Origin of the sequence: Enterobacter cloacae complex sp. AR_0002 (genome assembly GCF_001922365.1) — a bacterium.
GTDB classification, from domain to species: Bacteria; Pseudomonadota; Gammaproteobacteria; order Enterobacterales; family Enterobacteriaceae; genus Enterobacter; species Enterobacter hormaechei_C.
This window is the reverse complement of sequence record NZ_CP018814.1, coordinates 2,915,783-2,933,733: the sequence shown is the minus strand read 5'-3', so window position 1 is coordinate 2,933,733 and position 17,951 is coordinate 2,915,783. Positions and strand designations below refer to the sequence as shown.

Genomic DNA, 17,951 nt, shown 5'->3' with positions numbered 1-17,951 from the left:
CGCGCTGTCGCCGGGCAACCAGGTACGCACTATGGCAACGACAATGAAAATACCCTCTCGCGAGCTGTGGTCTTATTTTGGCTATGGTTTAGGTCAGTGTTTTAGCTTTGGTTTAGTGGGTTCGTTTATTAACTATTTTTACACCGACGTGCTGGGGATCTCGGCGCTGGCGGCCAGTACCATCTTCCTGATTGCCCGCGCGTGGGACGCGGTTCACGATCCGCTGTTTGCCAGCATTATGGACACCATTAACAGCCGGTTCGGCAAGTTTCGCCACTTTTTGCTGATCGCGCCGCTGCTGATCACCGGCGTCACGCTGCTGTCGTTCTATAAAATCGAAGCGGACATGACCACCAAAATCCTCTACGCCGGGGTGACGTATATCCTGTGGGGGACGCTGTACGCCATCTCCGATATCCCGTTCTGGTCGATGTCGTCGGTGATGACCAACGACTCCGGCCAGCGCACCCGCGCGGTGACGGCGGCGATGCTCGGGGTGAACGCCGGGATCGCTTGCGCCAACATCTTCTTCCCGAAGCTGGCGGCGTTCTTCGCCCAGTACAGCAGCGATAAAGGCTACTTTATGGCGGCGCTGGTGATGATGCTGGTGGGCCTGCCGCTGATGCTCAACGGCTTTATGCAGATCAAAGAGCGCGTGCCGCCGAGCCCGGAAAAGGTGACCATCCGCGACACCTTCCACAACCTGCGCCAGAACAAACCGTTGTTTATCGTCCTGCTGTCGTTCTTTTTCTGTGTGTTCCATAACGTGGCGGGCGGTCTTTATATCTACTTCTTTATCAACAATATGGGCGACGGCAGCCTGCAAATGGCGATTGGCGTGATGGGCATTGTCGCGGCGGTGCTGTGCCTGGTCGCCCCGATGCTGACGCGCCGGATGCAGAAGCGGAAGCTGTTTATGATCCTCTGCGGGCTGGACGTGGCGGTGCGCGTGGTGATGTGGTTTGTCGGTTATCAGCAGGTGACGATGCTGTTCATTCTGCTTGGCCTGAGCACGCTGTTCGTGATGATGACCAACATCCTCACCTCGTCGATGATTGCCGACACCATCGAGTACGCGGAGTACCACACTAACAAGCGCTGCGCGGCGATCACTTTCTCCGGGCAGACCTTTACCGGCAAGATGTCGGTGGCGGTGGGCGGCGGGTTAATCGGCGTGTTTCTGACGATGATCGACTATGTGCCGCAGGCGCAGGCCCAGAGCGATAGCGTGCTGTCGGGGCTGTTCTTCGGGATTTGCCTGCTGCCGGCGATAGGCTCGCTGATCCGCATGGGCTTTATGTCGCGCTTTACCTTTACCGAGGAGAAGCATGCGGAAGTGTGTCGGCTGCTGGCGGAGCGCAGGCGGGGGAGCGAGCAGAATGGCATCGGGGATGAGGCGTTGACCCGCCCGGTATCGGTCAATTAATCGCTTCAGACGCCTGCTTTGCAGGCGTCTGCTTCTAATTCCGCAGCTTCAGGGACTCGGGGAGGTGGAGTATCGAGCTCTGAATACTGGTTCCGATGGTAAAAGGGACGATCCACAAACGTAGCGCATGGCTGTCCGGCTTATGAAGTTCGAAGGGATGGGGAAGCGCATCGCTAAAACCGTCATGCTGCGGGTAGATCAGGATCATATCGCCGCGGCTATCGAGATATTTCGTTCCGTAGGCCAGCATCTGGTAAAGATCGCTTTGCGAAATGTTAAAGCCAGGTTTATGAGGCTTAATCTTTTTCCATTTCGTATCGCAAATAATTGAAGAATGTTTCGACGTGTCATACGGGCGAAGCCAGATATCCGGCTTGAGTCTAAACATATACCTGGTGTGATATCGAGCCAGAGTGTGTGTTTTTGCTTGGGTATCAATTTGGTAACGTTGATGATGATGATGCCTCATCCACGCCGCAACAAAGGATTCAAATACCGCTTCCATTGGAAAGAGCAGCGATATGGCATCAGCATGACCCTGCATACAAAGTGGTGACTCCCCGTGTAGGATCAATTTGGCCCACTCCAGCGCCTGTTCATAGTGATGCATATGCCTGTCGAGGCGAACCAGATCGAACGCGTGTGCGGTATCAACAACGGGAGGAATACCTTCGAAGGCCGACTGCAAGGGGCGAAGCTGCTGGATGAGCTGAGGGTTGCGGGTCAGGCGCGAAACCGTATCGATGGCCGTTTTGAGAATGCGGTTCTCCGGTCGGTCAACACTGTACTCGTCATACTCCACCTGAAAGCGATCCCGGCGAACGCTATTTGTCGACAGTTGTGCTGAAACCCGCAGTTTTCCCTTCATCCACGGTAGATTCTCCTGCTGGCGAAGGTAGTCACGCTTAAGACCCTGCTGCAGGACCGCCTGGACGCTCTGGATAAATTGATGAATAAAGATATCCATCAGCGGCATGCGCGAGGTTTTGATACTGGCGGAGGTTGTGGCGATGTGCCGGAAGGTTTTCAGCGTGCGCAGCATCATCATCAGCTGTTCGCGGGCGTTATCATGGCCGGTCTTTGGCAACACCTCGATGAACGCTCCTCCCGGCAGCGCAATGACGCCGACATAGTTTTTCACCTGCAGCACCTTCACGCGCCCGACCGTTTTCAGCGTCAGCAGGCGCGCGTCGTATTCCGCATCGTCGTTCAGGCAGCATTGCTCCAGCCACGCAAAACAGGCCGGAGGAAGCTCCACTGCGTCCTTAACCCGGCCGCTGTCCTCTTTACTGACCAGATAACCGTATTCAAAGGTGGACCACTGCCGCCGCCCGGTCATTCGTCGTTCTCCGCGCCTCGCGCACCTGCATCGTAAATCTGACGCCAGGCGATGGCATTATTCCAGACAGGATCGTCTTCGCCTGCAAGGTGATAGCGCTCTCCCTCTTCCTGCAGATCGTCCGATGCATCCGTTCCAAACAGCCGCTGAATATTTCCCTCGTTTTTGATCGAACGGATGAAGCACAGGGCGGGATCCTGCTTCTGGTTATCTCCAAGGACCAGACGAATTTTCTGCCAGTCGTTGTAAAAGTACTCCTCCAGCAGCGGCAGCACTTTATTTTTAATCACCCGCTGCAGACGGGCGAAAGCAACGTCATCGTCCTCCGTCTCAATTACCGGTATGAAAAAAGCGTGCCCGAGCGTGTGCTCGCTATCGTACAGTGCCTCAATGCGTTCATTGAGCATCTGCAGTAGCCGTTTGAGATCGATACCTTTGATGACGTGGCCTTCCAGAATGGAGGCTTTCGGCAGCATGGCCTTAAACTCGAAGCGGCGGCGCAGGGCGGTGTCCAGAGCGGTCAGGGAACGGTCCGCGGTATTCATGGTGCCGACCAGGAACAGGTTGTTTGGCACGCTGAATTTTTCGCCCGAATAGGGTAGCGTCACGCTCAGGGCCTCGGGTTCACCCATGCGCTTGGATTTCTCAATTAAGGTGATGAGCTCTCCGAAAATTTTGGAGATATTGCCGCGGTTAATCTCGTCAACAATCAGCACGTAGTTCTGGCGTTTTGCCGGTGCATTTTTTTTCGGTGTGACGGGAAGATTATAATTATCATGAAGATAGTTGAGGATACCCCGGACATACGACTCGTTGTGGATATCTATCCCGTTGTTCTGATACCAAGCTTTGATGTCCTTCACGTAGGCGTTGTATCCATTCCCCAGATCCCCTTTTTTGCTGTTTAAAGGGAAGATGCCGAAGTTCGTTTCACTTTTATAGGTGACGCCGAACGGTTTACCTGATGTCGTTTTGAGCGTGGCGGCTTCGCCATTCAGCAGTTCTTTTTGAAACTTTGATAGCGCCTCGTTCAGCGCCAGCTGTTCACCTGCGTAACCAAACGCCGCATCCTCACAGATTTGCTTAAAGACGCCGGATTTAATGTCATAGCGAACGTTACCGTCACGGGTGGTATCGGCGCGTAGCCCTTCAATAAACTCTTCATAACCAAAGCTTTGGTGGAAAGTGACAAAGCGGATGCGCTGTTCGGAGACCAGCCGGTCATAAAGCGCTTTAAGTGCGTTTCGGTAATCACTGCCCTGAAGGCCATCCAGCAGGCGGGAATACTCAGCGGGTTCACAGGCACGGACGGCATGCTCAACGGTGGAATAGGTTTTACCCGTCCCCGGAGGGCCATAGAGAATGACGTTCAGTGGAACATCCGCCACGCTCTCATCCGTATCCTGATCGTCGTCTTCGGCCCAGGACTCGCTACCTACCAGGCCGATATCGCTCTTATCTTTGATGAAATGCGTGTAGAGATGCCACAGCGACATATTGAGTTCGACAGGGTCTACATGGCCGCCCAGCTCGCGGTTCAGAGCCGCCTTCAGCTCCAGGTTTTTTTCAAACCACGTCCCTTTCCCGGCGAGCCCAAGCCCGAAGCGGTTATTACAGTAGTTATAAATGCGGGAAAACATTTTGGTATTTACCACGTTCGAAACCCGCTCAGGGTACAGCGTGGCAAAAGCCCGGTGACACAACGCCCAGTACTGTTTCTTGAGAATGGATTTGGCCTTAAGCGCCTGTAGCTTGTTGACCACCTTTTCATATACGGCCGGGGTGCAGCCCTGTGCCATCAGGGTTGTGATTTCCCGCAGGTGAATCTGGGCCGCATTGTATTCGTTCTGCGACATTCCACCCTGTTTAATGCTGGCGACGCCGTTGGAGCGTTCATACCAAAGTGCCTTGATAAGGCTTTGATCACGAAACTCGGGTCGCTCTGTCGCTACGCGTTTGACCATCTGGTGATAGGCTGGCCCCCATTTAGGGCTGTATCGGCTGTTGTTATTGATATGCTCATTAAAGAAGGGGGCTAACGCGGTGCGATCCTGAACCATCATAAACTCCGGAAGTCGGGTAAAGGCGGTAAAGGTCAGTATTTTATAGGATTAATCTGAATAGTGTCACTGCTTGTTCAGGTGGGTTGAGGTGAAAAGGGGGCTGTCGCCGTTGGCATCAGCCCTCAGACATTACAGCGACTTCACAAACGCCAGCAGATCTTCGTTGAGCTGGTCCTGGTGGGTCAGCGCGAAGCCGTGCGGCGCGTTGTCGTACACCTTCAGCGTGGCGTTTTTGATCATCTCTGCCGCCAGCTTGCCGGTCGTTTCAAACGGCACGATCTGGTCGTTGCTGCCGTGAATAACCAGCGTCGGCACGTCGATTTTCGCCATATCCGGGCGGAAGTCGGTTTCGCCGAACGCGGTCACGCAGTCGATGGTGCCCTTCAGGGACGCCAACAGGGCGATGTTCAGCGTCTGGGTCAGCGCGCCGGCAGAGACGGTCTGCCCGGCATTGATACCGTAGAACGGCGTCGCGAAGTCGCTGATGAACTGGGCGCGATCTTTACGCAGCCCGTCGCGAATGCCGTCGAACACGCTCTGATCCACACCCTGCGGGAAGGTATCCGATTTGCCGAAGATCGGCGTCACCGCGCCCAGCAGCGCAAGACCGGCCACGCGCGCGCTGCCGTAGTTGTTGATGTAGCGCGTCACGTCGCCGCCGCCCATGGAGAAGCCCACCAGCGTCACCTCCTGAAGGTCCAGGGTGGTAATCAGGTCGTTGATGTCGGACGCAAAGGTATCGTAGTCGTAGCCGTTCCACGGCTGATCCGAGCGGCCAAAGCCGCGACGGTCAAAGGCGATGGCACGAAAGCCGCGCTCGGCCAGGTAGTTCAGCTGGCTGTCCCACATGTCGCCGTCCAGCGGCCAGCCGTGGCTGAAGAGAACCGGTTTGCCCGCGCCGTAATCTTTGTAGTAAATCTGCGTGCCGTCTTTAGCCTTAAACGTTGCCATAGTGTGTTCCTGTGCAGGTGATGGTTGTGGTTATACCGGCGCGACCAGGTAGCGAATAGCCGGTGATGTTGTGCCCTGATGAAAAGCCAGAACGCGGCTCTGCAACAGGAGGTCATTCATGGTGTGGCGTTCCTGCTGGCGCAGATGCTCAATCCACGAGCCCATCAGGAAGGTCTCGATAAACAGTCCGGGGCGCTCAATATCCTCGTATACCGCCCAGCTCATCGCCCCGGCGCGGCGGCGCACCCGGCGCAGCTCGTGCACCGCCTGCAAAAACGCTTTCGCGTTGTGCGGGTCGATGATGTACTCGTGCGAGACCAGCACCGGGCCGCGCTCGTTCGGCAGGTCGATCTTCACGCCGTCCAGCGGCTGGCCGCTGAGGTCGAGATTTAAATCAGGATCTTTCTCCAGCTTCCAGCGGAACACCGTTGCGCTTGCCAGCACCATCCCCAGCGTGGCGACCACCAGCGAGGTCGGGGTGCCAAACTGCGACGCGATCTGTCCCCAGAGGGCGCTGCCTGCGGTCATCGAGCCGAAGAACACCGTCAGATAAACCGCCAGCGCGCGGGCCTTCACCCAGCGGGCGGCGCTGCGCTGCGCGCCGAGGTTCAGCGTCGAGAGCACCGCAATCCACGCGAAGCCGGTGAAGAACTCAAACAGGTTGAGCAGCCAGACGTGGCGCACGAACGCCAGCGCCAGCATGGTGAGGGCAAAAACCAGGCTCGCGGCTACCATCAGCCGGTCGGCGTTCAGCCGCTGGCGCAGGCGCGGCAGCAGAATGGCCCCGGCAATCGCCCCCAGGCCAATGCACGCCAGCATCACGCCGTAGCCTGCCGGGCCCAGGCCCAGCTCGCGGCGCGCCACCAGCGGCAGCAGTGCCCAGCCCGCGCTGCCGAAAACGAAGAACGCCACGGTGCGCACCAGCACGTTGCGCAGCACCGGCGCGGCGTGCACGTAGCGAATGCCGGAGCGCACCGCGGAGAAGAAGTGCTCCGGCGGCAGGCGCTGCACGGACGGCGCAGGACGCCAGCGCCACAGCACCCACGCCACGCCGACCACGGAGAGCGCGTTCAGGGCAAACACCATCCACGGCCCGGCGAGCGAGAGCAGAAAACCGCCCAGCGCAGGGCCAATCGCCCGGCTGATATTGACCCCGAGCGAGTTCAGCGCCACGGCGGCGCCCAGTTCCGGCTTGCTCACCAGATCGGGCACCACGGCCTGGAACGGCGGCGAGCTCATCGCCGCGCCCACGCTCAGCAGAAACGTCGCCACCAGCAGAACGGTAGGGGTGACGTGTCCGGTGAAGGAGAGCAGCGTCAGCCCGGCGGCGGCGATGAACACCCACAGCTGGGAGAAGAGCAGGTATTTACGTCGGTCAACGATGTCCGCCATCACCCCGGACGGCAGGGCGAAGAGGAACATCGGCAGGCTGCTCGCCGCCTGCACCAGCGCGATATCCAGCGGATCGGCGCTGAGCGTCAGCATGCTCCAGTTGATACCGACGTCGCTCATCCATGAGCCGACGTTAGAGACCACCGTGGCGATCCACAGCATGCGGAACACCGGCTGGCTCAGCGGCTGCCAGGGTGAAACCGCCGGGGCGGGCGTCGTCTCGACGTGTGCGTCGCGAACGTCGTTTACCTGGGTCATGCGAACCTCTCCGTTGTTTTACGCTGCACTCGCCACTGGCCCGGCCCGGTGAGGGCAAGGGTGGTGAAGATAATCAGCAGCAGCCAGCCAAACTGCCCTTCGGCAATCGACCAGTTCGGATGAACCGCCAGCATCGCCACCAGCAGCACGGCGATAATCGGCAGGCACGCCAGGCGGGTGTAAACCCCCGCAATGATAAACAGCGGGCAGATCACCTCGGCGACGATCGCCGGGATCAGACTGGCATACGGCCCGAAACCAAACGGATCTTCGATGCGCGTCAGCTCTTCGCTGAAGTGCAGCACCTTCGGCAGGCCGTGCACGTAAAGCAGCAGCAGGCTGCCGGTCAGGCGCAGAAAGAACAGCCCCGGATCGATCCGGGACGAAGCGTCATTTTGTTTCATTAGAATGCAAAGCAGCTGCAACCCAGCGCCCCCCAGAAAGCGTTATCGTCGGATACCGGCATCGCTGACGTGCGGGCAAAGTCATGCTGGTGGCTGTGAACCCCGCACGGGCCGCTACAGTGGTGAACCACACTCATACCCACGCGTGCGGCCTGCGGCGGCGCGCTGCGGTAGTGGCCCGGCACCTTCACCACCGGGGACCACTCGGGCAGAACCGGGATGGCCGGCGGCGCGAGCGGGCCAAAGCTGCCAGCGGCGTAGACGATATCGCCGTTCACCACGGTGAGGACGGACTCGATGCCCTTGATCTCCTCCTCCGGCACGCGGAAGTAATCTTTGCTGAGCACCGCCAGATCCGCGAGCTGGCCGACCTTGATCTGCCCCTTCTGATTCTGCTCGCTGGAGAACCACGCGCTGCCCTGGGTCCAGAGCATCAGGGCGGTATCGCGATCCAGGCGGGCGCTGTGGTCGTACATCTGCATCCCGCCGACGGTGCGGCCGGAGACCAGCCAGTAGAGCGCGGTCCACGGATTGTAACTCGCCACGCGGGTGGCATCGGTGCCTAATCCCACCGGCACGCCGGTCTCGAGCATTTTTGCCACCGGCGGCGTGTGGCGGGTGGCTTCGATGCCGTAACGCTAGGCAAAATACTCGCCCTGGAAGGCCATGCGGTGCTGGACGGCAATGCCGCCGCCGAGCGCTTTGATGCGGTCGATGTTGGCCTGGGTGACGGTTTCCGCATGGTCGAAGAACCAGTGCAGGCCGTTGAACGGAATGTCGCGGTTCACCTTCTCGAACACGTCCAGCATGCGGCTGATGGATTCGTTGTAGGTGGCGTGCAGGCGGAACGGCCAGCGATGCTCCACCAGATGGCGCACCACGCGCTCCAGCTCGTCCTCCATGCCCGGCGCGAGGTCCGGGCGCGGCTCGAGGAAGTCTTCAAAATCGGCGGCGGAGAAGACCAGCATCTCGCCCGCGCCGTTGTGGCGGAAGAAATCGCTGCCCTGGCCCGGCGTGAGCATGTCGGTCCATTTTTCAAAGTCTTCCAGCTCGTGGCCCGGACGCTGGGTAAACAGGTTGTAGGCGATGCGGATGGTCATCTGCTTTTTCTCGTGCAGCTCGGCGATCACCTCGTAATCTTCCGGGTAGTTCTGGAAGCCGCCGCCCGCGTCGATGGCGCTGGTCAGCCCCAGACGGTTCAGCTCACGCATGAACTGGCGGGTGGAGTTCACCTGCTGCTCCAGCGGCAGCTTCGGCCCTTTGGCCAGCGTGGCGTAGAGGATCATGGCGTTCGGACGGGCAATCAGCATCCCGGTCGGGTTACCGTTGGCGTCGCGCTGGATCTCGCCGCCCGGCGGGTTTGGCGTCTCTTTGGTGTAGCCGACCACCTTCAGCGCGGCGCGGTTGAGCAGGGCGCGGTCGTACAGGTGCAGGATGAAGACCGGGGTGTCCGGCGCGGCGTCGTTAATTTCGTCCAGGGTTGGCATGCGGCGCTCGGCAAACTGGAACTCGCTCCAGCCGCCCACCACGCGCACCCACTGGGGCGACGGCGTGCGCAGCGCCTGCTCTTTCAGCATCCGCAGGGCGTCGGCGAGCGACGGCACGCCTTCCCAGCGCAGCTCGAGGTTGTAGTTCAGCCCGCCGCGGATCAGGTGCAGGTGCGAGTCGTTCAGGCCGGGGATGGCGGTGTGGCCTTTTAAGTCGACCACCTTAGTGCCGTCGCAGTGGTGTTGCATCACCTCGGCGACGGTACCCACTTCCAGAAATTTTCCGTCGCGCACGGCGACGGCTTCCGCGAGAGGATTCTCGCGATCGACGGTGTGAAACTGGCCGTTAACCAGAATGAGATCGGCTTTACCGAGGGTAACCATAAGAGCTCCAGACTAAGAGGGGAATGGTCAGGATTATGGGAACCGGTTTCGGCAAAGATCCAGTTATACAATAGGATAGCTATACCAAAGTATAACTATACCTAAGGTTAACTATACGAAGAGATAATTACACCACAGCGCTGTGGGTCATAGGATGAACGCGATTTTATCGGCGTGCTGTTCGCGGCGATTTTAACCTTTAACCTCACTGGATAATCTTATGACCACTTCTAAGCTCGAAGTCTTAACCCCTGCCAACTGTCAGATCATTTTCATCGACCACCAGCCGCAGATGGCGTTCGGCGTGCAGTCTATTGACCGCCAGGTGCTGAAAAATAACACCGTGGCGCTGGCGAAAGCGGCTAAGGTGTTCAACATCCCAACCATCATCACCACCGTTGAGACTGAAAGCTTCTCCGGCAATACCTATCCGGAACTGCTGGACGTGTTCCCGGGCCAGGACATTCTGGAGCGTACCTCCATGAACTCCTGGGACGACCAGAAAGTGCGTGACGCGCTGAAGGCCAACGGCAAGAAGAAAGTGGTTGTCGCCGGTCTGTGGACCGAAGTGTGCAACAACAGCTTTGCCCTGTGCGCGATGCTGGAAGGCGACTACGAAATTTATATGGTGGCAGACGCCTCCGGCGGCACCTCCAAAGAAGCCCACGACTTCGCGATGCAGCGCATGATCCAGGCGGGCGTGATCCCGGTGACCTGGCAGCAGGTGATGCTGGAGTGGCAGCGTGACTGGGCGCGCAAAGAGACCTACACCGCGGTGATGGATATCGTGCGCGAGCACTCCGGCGCCTACGGCATGGGCGTGGATTACGCCTACACCATGGTGCACAAAGCGCCGTCTCGCCAGAAGAGCGAGCACCGCACCTTAGCGCCGGTTCCGGCTCGCTAAGTCCCGTCGGCGGGCTGGTCCCTCATCCGGCTCGCCGCTGCCTCTTTCTCTGGAGTTCACAATGAGTACTGGGCTGATATCCCTTGCGGCAGGCGTGTTGATTGGCCTGATGTATGCCGTGCTGAAGGTGCGCTCCCCCGCGCCGCCAGCGCTGGCGCTGATTGGCCTGCTGGGGATGCTGGCGGGTGAACAGGCGATGCGTCATCTTTTATCCCGCGATAATCCGGCTGCCGTGCAGGTGACGGTTCCCCACGTTCAACACCCGACCGGAGCGTCATCATGAAGGCCTGGATTATTTCGCTGGTGTGCGGGGCCGCGGCTGGGGTACTTTACGCCCTGCTCGACGTACATTCCCCGGCGCCGCCGGTCGTCGCGCTGCTAGGCCTGTTCGGCATGCTGGTGGGTGAACAGCTGATCCCCATCGGGCGTCGTCTGGTGAGCCGCGAACCGCTGACCCTGGCCTGGTTTCGTCATGAATGCGTACCGAAAATCAGCGGTACTGCGCCCCCCGCGCCCGCGAAGGAAAGCCGCGACGCGTAACGATTTGTTTGAGGAAAGACAGCATGACGCTGCCGTGGCGCATTGCCATCATCGATGACGAACGCTCTGTTCGCAGCGGGCTCAGTAATCTGCTGCAATCGGAAGGGTATGCTACCGATACCTTCGATTCGGCAGAGGTGTTCTTGAGCCACCCTCTCGCCCTGTCCGGCGCGTCGCTGGTGATCGCCGACATCAAGCTGCGCGGCATGAACGGCATCGAGCTGTTTGAGAAGCTGCGGTTGCTGGCCATGCCGCCACCGCCAATACTCTTTATCTCCGGCCATGCTGATGAAAATATGCAGCGGTATGCACTCAGTCTGGGCGCCGCTGCATTTTTGCATAAGCCGATTAACATCGATATTCTGCTGGATCATATTCAGCGGGAGCTGACCCGCCGACAATAAGGATCGCGGATGAACGAACATACGTCGCCTGCATTTTGGCCCGCCCGGGGTTGTCTCCATGAAGGGCGGGCTTTTGTTCTGAAAGAGGATGTCATTTTTACCGTGCTGGCGCAGGAGGGCGGCATCTCCTGGATGAACGGGCGGCATCCCCAGTCCGGCGGTTCGTTTATTATTGCCACCGCGGTCAGCGATGAAGAAGAGGAGCGGGCAACGCGGCTGCTGAAAAACGAGTTTGCCCTGCGCGATCGCCTTCATGACGGCTGGGCTATCCGGCCCGTCGCTTCAACCCAGTACCGCGGACGTTTTGCGCTGGTCTACGCGCCGTTCTGCTTTGAACTGCTGGCGTGCCGGGCAGGTAAGGCGATTTCCGGGATCGCCCGCTTTATCGAGATGGCGATCCGCATCTGCGGTCCCCTGCGCCAGATGCATCAGCACAACCTGATCCACGGCGATATCAAACCCGGGGCGATCTTCGTTCATCACGACGCCACCTGCCGTCTGTGCAGCTTCGGTCTTTCCTGCGACACCTCCGACGCCTTCTCCCAGTCCCGGCTTGCCGCGTCTGGCGGCACGCCCGCCTACATGTCACCGGAACACACCACGCGTACCCGGCGCGCCGTTGACAGCCGGAGCGATCTCTACAGTCTGGGGATCGTGCTTTATGAACTTCTGACCGGGCGATTGCCGTTTGAACTGAGCGCTGATGACCAGACCAACTGGGCGCATTATCACATTGCCTCTGAACCGCTTGCGCCGGGTCGGGTGCGCCCGGACGTACCCGGCATGTTGTCGACCATTATCCTTAAGCTGCTGGAGAAGAATCCGGAGAATCGCTATCAGACCGTCGACGGGCTGATTGCCGACCTCAGGCGCTGCCAGGCGACGCTGACCGTTGAAGGCGAAATTGTCGACTTTATTCCCGGCCAGCAGGATCGCTCTCCGGCGATCCATCTGGCCGATTCGCTTTTCTCTGCGCATCCGCAGGCCAGCGACGTCATCGCCGCGTTTGAGCGGGTCAGCCAGAGCGGTGCGCCGGAACTGGTGACGATTGGGGGACCTTCGGGGATCGGCAAATCTTCCGTGATCGCCACCACGCTGAAATCGCTGCAACAGCGCAAGGTGCTGCTGGCGGTGGGCAAGGTCGATCAATATTCTCCCACGCTGCCCTACGGCGTGCTGAGTTCGGCGTTTCGGACGCTCACGCTGCACCTGCTCGGGCTGCCAGCCGGGGAGGTGGCGACGTGGAAAATCCGTCTGTCGCGCGCGCTGGAAGGCTTCGAGGAGTTGGCCGTCAGCCTGGTGCCGGAGCTGAATTTACTCCTTGAGAACAAACCGCGTTTCTCCGCGGATACCTTTTCCATCGACGCGCGGGCGCGCTTCGGCCATATGGTGCTGGCGCTGGTGAAAACTTTCGCCACCCAGGGCGCGCCGCTGGTGCTGCTGCTGGATGATGTGCAGTGGATCGACGCCGCCAGCCTGCGAACGCTCGATCACCTGCTGCGCGCCTGCGGCGCCATCCCGCTGCTGGTGGTGGTGGCGCACCGCGATCTCAGTTCGCTTTCTGATCCCACCTTGCAGACCGCGCTGGCGAGCCTGCCGGAGGCGGCGCAATACGCCACGACGATTGTGCCGCAGCCGCTGTCGGTGAAGGCCGTGGCGCGCTGGCTCGGGGGAATTTTTCATGCCCGCAGTACGGGCACCGCCGATCTTGCCACGCTGATCCATGAAAAAACCGGTGGCAACCCGCTGTTTGTGCAGGAATTTTTCCGCCGCATCGTCGATGACGGACTGGTGGTGCACAACAAATATCAGGGGAAATGGCATTACGATCTCCAGGCCATCCGCGCCCGGCACTACACCGAAAACGTGGTGACGCTGGTACTTGAACAGCTCAAGGAGATGCCCGACGAGACGCGCCGCCTGCTGGGCAGCATCGCCTGCCTCGGCTGCACGGGCGAGCTGGAGATGCTGTGCCGCGTGGTGGGGCGGTCGGCGGCGGAAATCCGCTACGCGCTTCACCCGGCGGTTACTGCTCAGCTGATTGTGCTGACGGAGAAAGAGTACACTTTTACTCACGATCGGGTGCAGGAAGCCGCCTTTGCCCTGCTGGATGAGGGCGAGAAAAGCCATCTGCACCTGACCACCGCCAGCCTGCTGGCGGATGCCGCACGGCAGACGGCGGGCAACGAACTGCTGTTCCGCGCGGTTCACCACGTCAGCGCCGCGCTGGACTGCATCCAGCCTGCACCCCAGCGGCAGCGATTCCGGGAGCTGAGCCTTCAGGCCGCGCGGCGTGCGAAGCGTACCGGCGATTACCTTTCCGCCTTAAGCTATATCCAGACCGCCAGAGCGCTGGGGAATGCGGGCCCGGTCTCGGACTTTATGCTGGATATCGAAGAGGCGGGCTGTGAGTTTGCGCTCGGGCACCTGGAGCGTACGCGTGCGCTGTGCGATGCGATCCTCGGTTCACCGGGCGGGCTGACGGAGAAAGCGCTGGCCGCCAACCTGCTGGCGGAAGTGTATATGCGCCAGTCGGAGATCCGCCTGGCGCTGGAGGCGTCGTTATGTTGGCTGGGCGTGTTCGGGATCCAGATCAGCCGCTACCCGGAAAATGCCGAATGTGACGAGGCCTGGCAGCAGTTCTGTCAACGCACCGCCGACGCGCCGCTGAACCCGTTTTCTCAGCTTAAGCTGATGGAGAACGCAGAGACCGAAGCGGTGATGAACCTGCTTTACAGCGCCAGTATTTTCGCCAGCTTTACCTGCCCGCGCCTGCACTTTTTACTCCTGTGCCGGATGATGCACCTCACGCTCGATCACGGCATCACCGGCGCCTCCACCACGGCGATGGCCTGGTTTGGCGTGCTGATTGGTCACCGCTACGCCGAATACCGTCTCGGATTTGAGTACGGCACGCTGGCTCGTGAGCTGGTGAACCGCCACGGCTATGATGCCTATGAAGCCAAAACTCTGCTGCCGCTCGACCAGCTCAGCGTCTGGACCCAGCCGCTGTCGTACACTATCGAGTGCGCAAAGGCCTGCTTTACCTCGGCGGTGACCCACGGCGACATGACGATGGCCTGTTTCGCGGCCTGTCATCAGATCATTAACTTCCTCTCCCGGGGCGATCATCTGGATGGCGTGCTGACCAGCATCGATCGCGGTCTGGCCTTTGTGCGCAAAACGGATTACCAGGACATTGAAACCGTTCTGCACATTCAGCGCCGCTACGTGGAGTTTTTACGCACGCCGGTGACGGGCCCATGGAGCGCCGCCCAGGCGCTGCCTGACGATCTGCTGCCCGCGCCGCCGGAGCAGGCGCCCGAGCAGACCTCGACCATGCTGTTCTGGTACTGGCTCTATCGCGGGATGGCGCACTTTTCCTGCGGCGAATACGCCGACGCGCAGGCGGATTTAGAGAGGGCGGGCTGGTATGCGTGGTCCGCGCCGGGTCATATTCATCTGCTGGATTACCATTTTTACAGCGCGCTGGCGCTCTCCCGTCAGCTCACGCCGGAGACCTTCTCGGCGGATTATCGCCGCAGTATTCATCACCATTACGACAAAATTGCCCTCTGGGCGCGGATCAATTCGGGCACGTTTGCCGATAAAGAAGCGCTGATTTACGCCGAAATCGTCCGTCTGGACGGCATGAACAGCATCGCGCTGGAGCAGTATGAAAAAGCGGTGCGGCTCTCGCGGGAGGGCGGCTTTAACCCGATCAATGCCCTGGCGCACGAGCTGGCAGGGCGTTTCTCGCTGGCCTGCGGCTACCCGACCGCCTCCGACGCCCATTTCCGCGGCGCGATTGCCGCCTGGGGGCGCGCCGGGGCGCAGGCCAAGGTGCGCCAGCTGGAGCAGGATTTCCCGCATCTGCTGGCCTCCGGGCAGAGCCGCGCGTATGACACGGCGGCCTTCGCCCAGAACGAGGTGATCCGCGATTTACAGAGCGTCATCAAAGCCTCACGCGCCTTGTCCGAAGAAATTAACCTCGAGCGTTTAATTGAAAACCTGATGACGCTGCTGCTTGAACGGGCCGGGGCGCAGCGTGGCCTGCTGCTGCGCGTTAGCGATAATCACATCCCGGAGATCGAGGCCAGTGCCTGGACCAGTACCGACGGGGTGCGGGTGCGCATCCTGAAGGCGTCACCGATGGCGACGGACATGCCGCTGTCGGTGCTGGCCGCAGTGATCCGCACCGGGCAGGAGATCCGCACCGGCAAACCGGAGGAGTTCCACCCGTTCAGCCAGGATCCGTATCTGGTGACGTCCGGCGCCGCCGTGATGTGTGTCCCGATGTTCAAACAGGCGCGGCTGGTGGGGGTGCTGTATCTGGAAAACCGCCTGATGCCGGAAGTGTTTACCGCCGAACATTCGCGCGTGGTCAGCCTGCTGGGCGCGCAGGCGGCGGTTTCGCTGGAGACGGCGCGGCTTTACGCCGAGCTGCTGGCGGAAAACATCCAGCGCCGACGGGTGGAGAAAGAGCTGCGCGCCAGCCAGACCTCACTGATGTTGGGCGAGCAGATCAGCCATACCGGCAGCTGGCGCTGGGAGCTGGTGCAGGATCTGATGTTTATGTCTGAAGAGTACGCCCGTATCCTTGGCCTGCCGGAGCAGCAAAAGATGATCTCAATGGCGGAGTTTTTAACCTTCGTGCATGAGGACGATTATGGCCGGATCAGCACCCTCGTTAACCAGAGCGTGCGCGACGGGCTGTCGATGCGCGCGGAGTTTCGCATTATCCGCACCGACGGCTCCGTTCGCTACATCCTCGGGATTGGCGATCCGGTCGGCGTCGGCAGCGAAGTGAATGAGTATTACGGCATCATTACCGACATCACCAGCCAGCGGGCGGCGGAAGATGCGATGCGGGTGGCGCAGGCGGATCTGGCGCGAGTCTCACGGGCCACCACCGTCGGGCAACTGACCTCCTCGATCGCGCACGAGATCAACCAGCCGCTGATGTCGATTGTCTCGAACGCCGGCGCGAGCCTGCGCTGGCTCAACCGCGATCCGGCGCGGCTGGACAAAGTGCGCGAGGGGCTGGAGGAGATCGCCGCCGAGGGCGAGCGGGCAGGGGAGATCATTCGCAGCATTCAGTCTCTGACGCGCAAGCAGGACCCCACGTTTACGCGTATTGATCTGCACTTCCTGATCCACCACATCATTATGCTTTCACGCAGCGAACTTGAGCTGCGACACATAAGCGTTGATTATCTTCTGAACGCTGACGACAGCTTTATCATCGGCGACAGCGTGCAGATCCAGCAGGTGCTGCTTAACCTGGTGATGAATGCGATGGAAGCGATGGCGGAAGTGACGGATCGCCCGTGCAGCATCACGATCTCCACCGCGAACTGCGGCGAGGGGAAGGTGATCTTTGAGATCGCCGATACCGGCAGCGGCATTGAGCCGGAGCTCACCGAGCGGATCTTTGACTCGTTCTATTCGACCAAAGCGCAGGGAATGGGGATGGGGCTGACCATCAGCGCCAGCATCATTGAACGGCACCGGGGGAAACTGAGCGCGCGCCGCAGAGAGCCGTACGGCACGGTATTTACCTTCGCGTTGCCGCTTGCCGGACAGGAGGAGTAACGGTTATTCCACTGGTTGATGTTTGGTCAGGCGCTCGACGGCCCTGACCAGTTCGGCCACGGAGCGGACCTGCATTTTCTCCATTACCCGGCGGCGGTGCACTTTCACCGTGATCTCACTGACGCCCAGCTCGGCGGCGATCTGCTTGTTGAGCTTGCCGCTGATGGCCAGCTCAAGCACCTCATTCTCGCGCGGCGTGAGGGACATGTGGCGCTGCTTCAGGGCGTAGTGCTCTTTGACGCGGGCGGCGTTGTGCTGTGCCAGTCTGAGCGCGGATTCGATGGAGCCGATGAGCGCGCTGGATTCAACGGGCTTAGTGAGAAATTCGTAGGCTCCGCCTTTGATCGCCCGGACGGACATAGGGATGGTGCCGTGACCGGTGAGAAAGATGATCGGTATTTCCCGCCCGCTGGCTTTCAGCGCATCTGCGACATCAAATCCGGTTATCGTGGGCATCTGCATATCGAGGATCACGCAGGAGGGCAGATCCTCAAAGGGATGGCTGAGAAAGGCTTCTGCTGAGGAAAAGCCAAGGGCGTGCATATCCGCGGATTCCAGCAGCCTGACAACGGACTGTCTGACTGTGTCATCGTCATCAACCACATAAACAATGTGTTCCATTCACCGCCCCGGTGTGTGATCAGTAAATCATCGACAATAAAATAGCGCCTTTTTGAACGTAAGCGACTGTTTGCTATCCTCATTCATACTAACACATTAATTATTATTATCATTTACCAATATGAAGATGATATGAAAGTGTAATAAAAATGTGGCGAATTAGTTAGGAGTGGAGCGCTG

General features: G+C 59.7%; 12 protein-coding genes and 1 pseudogene. 6 read left to right on the top strand and 7 right to left on the bottom strand.

What is annotated here, in order from left to right; translation table 11 throughout:
- Positions 1–31: 31 nt before the first annotated feature.
- A complete protein-coding gene (locus tag AM329_RS14415) occupies positions 32–1,426 on the top strand; it encodes an MFS transporter (protein WP_032608429.1) in 1,395 nt (464 codons plus the stop codon).
- Positions 1,427–1,460: 34 nt separating this feature from the next.
- Here AM329_RS14415 and AM329_RS14410 read toward each other — a convergent pair whose 3' ends face one another.
- The 6 genes and pseudogenes from AM329_RS14410 to AM329_RS14385 all read right to left on the bottom strand — a co-directional run bounded on the left by AM329_RS14410 (position 1,461) and on the right by AM329_RS14385 (position 9,704).
- Positions 1,461–2,765: an McrC family protein gene (locus tag AM329_RS14410; protein ID WP_032608430.1), complete on the bottom strand. Its 1,305-nt coding sequence runs from the start codon at positions 2,763–2,765 to the stop codon at positions 1,461–1,463.
- Positions 2,762–4,825, bottom strand: coding sequence for an McrB family protein (locus AM329_RS14405; RefSeq protein WP_032608431.1), 2,064 nt, complete (start codon positions 4,823–4,825; stop codon positions 2,762–2,764). The genes AM329_RS14410 and AM329_RS14405 overlap by 4 nt, the downstream gene beginning before the upstream one ends.
- Before the next feature lie 132 nt (positions 4,826–4,957).
- Positions 4,958–5,779 (bottom strand): alpha/beta fold hydrolase, encoded by an 822-nt coding sequence (locus tag AM329_RS14400; protein ID WP_032608433.1) that lies wholly within the window; start codon positions 5,777–5,779, stop codon positions 4,958–4,960.
- A 30-nt stretch (positions 5,780–5,809) separates the two neighbouring features.
- On the bottom strand, positions 5,810–7,429 hold the full coding sequence (locus AM329_RS14395) for an MFS transporter (protein WP_032608434.1): 1,620 nt from the start codon (positions 7,427–7,429) through the stop codon (positions 5,810–5,812).
- A complete protein-coding gene (locus AM329_RS14390; RefSeq protein ID WP_023324096.1) occupies positions 7,426–7,833 on the bottom strand; it encodes a DoxX family protein in 408 nt (135 codons plus the stop codon). The genes AM329_RS14395 and AM329_RS14390 overlap by 4 nt, the downstream gene beginning before the upstream one ends.
- A pseudogene (locus AM329_RS14385) lies at positions 7,833–9,704 on the bottom strand (amidohydrolase). Before AM329_RS14385 ends, AM329_RS14390 begins: the two are co-directional and overlap by 1 nt.
- 220 nt (positions 9,705–9,924) lie before the next feature.
- Here AM329_RS14385 and AM329_RS14380 point away from each other — a divergent pair.
- The 5 genes from AM329_RS14380 (at position 9,925) to AM329_RS14360 (ending at position 17,150) form a co-directional block, all read left to right on the top strand.
- Positions 9,925–10,611 (top strand): hydrolase, encoded by a 687-nt coding sequence (locus tag AM329_RS14380; RefSeq protein WP_003863053.1) that lies wholly within the window; start codon positions 9,925–9,927, stop codon positions 10,609–10,611.
- Positions 10,612–10,672: 61 nt separating this feature from the next.
- Positions 10,673–10,894, top strand: coding sequence for a DUF1427 family protein (locus AM329_RS14375; RefSeq protein WP_003863054.1), 222 nt, complete (start codon positions 10,673–10,675; stop codon positions 10,892–10,894).
- A complete protein-coding gene (locus AM329_RS14370) occupies positions 10,891–11,151 on the top strand; it encodes a XapX domain-containing protein (RefSeq protein ID WP_023324098.1) in 261 nt (86 codons plus the stop codon). The genes AM329_RS14375 and AM329_RS14370 overlap by 4 nt, the downstream gene beginning before the upstream one ends.
- Before the next feature lie 23 nt (positions 11,152–11,174).
- Positions 11,175–11,555 (top strand): response regulator transcription factor, encoded by a 381-nt coding sequence (locus AM329_RS14365; protein ID WP_032608435.1) that lies wholly within the window; start codon positions 11,175–11,177, stop codon positions 11,553–11,555.
- Between the two features lie 9 nt (positions 11,556–11,564).
- The gene (locus tag AM329_RS14360) at positions 11,565–17,150 is read left to right on the top strand and encodes an ATP-binding sensor histidine kinase (protein ID WP_032608436.1); all 5,586 of its coding nucleotides are present in this window, start codon (positions 11,565–11,567) and stop codon (positions 17,148–17,150) included.
- 3 nt (positions 17,151–17,153) lie between these two features.
- Here the strand turns inward: AM329_RS14360 and AM329_RS14355 are convergent, their stop codons facing one another.
- Positions 17,154–17,771: a response regulator transcription factor gene (locus tag AM329_RS14355; protein WP_032608438.1), complete on the bottom strand. Its 618-nt coding sequence runs from the start codon at positions 17,769–17,771 to the stop codon at positions 17,154–17,156.
- Between the last annotated feature and the right edge of the window lie 180 nt (positions 17,772–17,951).

Bases quoted from the DNA above. Each gene is read 5' to 3' on its own strand.
- AM329_RS14415 (WP_032608429.1), top strand. From the start codon at position 32: ATGGCAACGACAATGAAAATACCCTCTCGCGAGCTGTGGTCTTATTTT.
- AM329_RS14410 (WP_032608430.1), bottom strand. From the start codon at position 2,765: ATGACCGGGCGGCGGCAGTGGTCCACCTTTGAATACGGTTATCTGGTC.
- AM329_RS14405 (WP_032608431.1), bottom strand. From the start codon at position 4,825: ATGGTTCAGGATCGCACCGCGTTAGCCCCCTTCTTTAATGAGCATATC.
- AM329_RS14400 (WP_032608433.1), bottom strand. From the start codon at position 5,779: ATGGCAACGTTTAAGGCTAAAGACGGCACGCAGATTTACTACAAAGAT.
- AM329_RS14395 (WP_032608434.1), bottom strand. From the start codon at position 7,429: ATGACCCAGGTAAACGACGTTCGCGACGCACACGTCGAGACGACGCCC.
- AM329_RS14390 (WP_023324096.1), bottom strand. From the start codon at position 7,833: ATGAAACAAAATGACGCTTCGTCCCGGATCGATCCGGGGCTGTTCTTT.
- AM329_RS14380 (WP_003863053.1), top strand. From the start codon at position 9,925: ATGACCACTTCTAAGCTCGAAGTCTTAACCCCTGCCAACTGTCAGATC.
- AM329_RS14375 (WP_003863054.1), top strand. From the start codon at position 10,673: ATGAGTACTGGGCTGATATCCCTTGCGGCAGGCGTGTTGATTGGCCTG.
- AM329_RS14370 (WP_023324098.1), top strand. From the start codon at position 10,891: ATGAAGGCCTGGATTATTTCGCTGGTGTGCGGGGCCGCGGCTGGGGTA.
- AM329_RS14365 (WP_032608435.1), top strand. From the start codon at position 11,175: ATGACGCTGCCGTGGCGCATTGCCATCATCGATGACGAACGCTCTGTT.
- AM329_RS14360 (WP_032608436.1), top strand. From the start codon at position 11,565: ATGAACGAACATACGTCGCCTGCATTTTGGCCCGCCCGGGGTTGTCTC.
- AM329_RS14355 (WP_032608438.1), bottom strand. From the start codon at position 17,771: ATGGAACACATTGTTTATGTGGTTGATGACGATGACACAGTCAGACAG.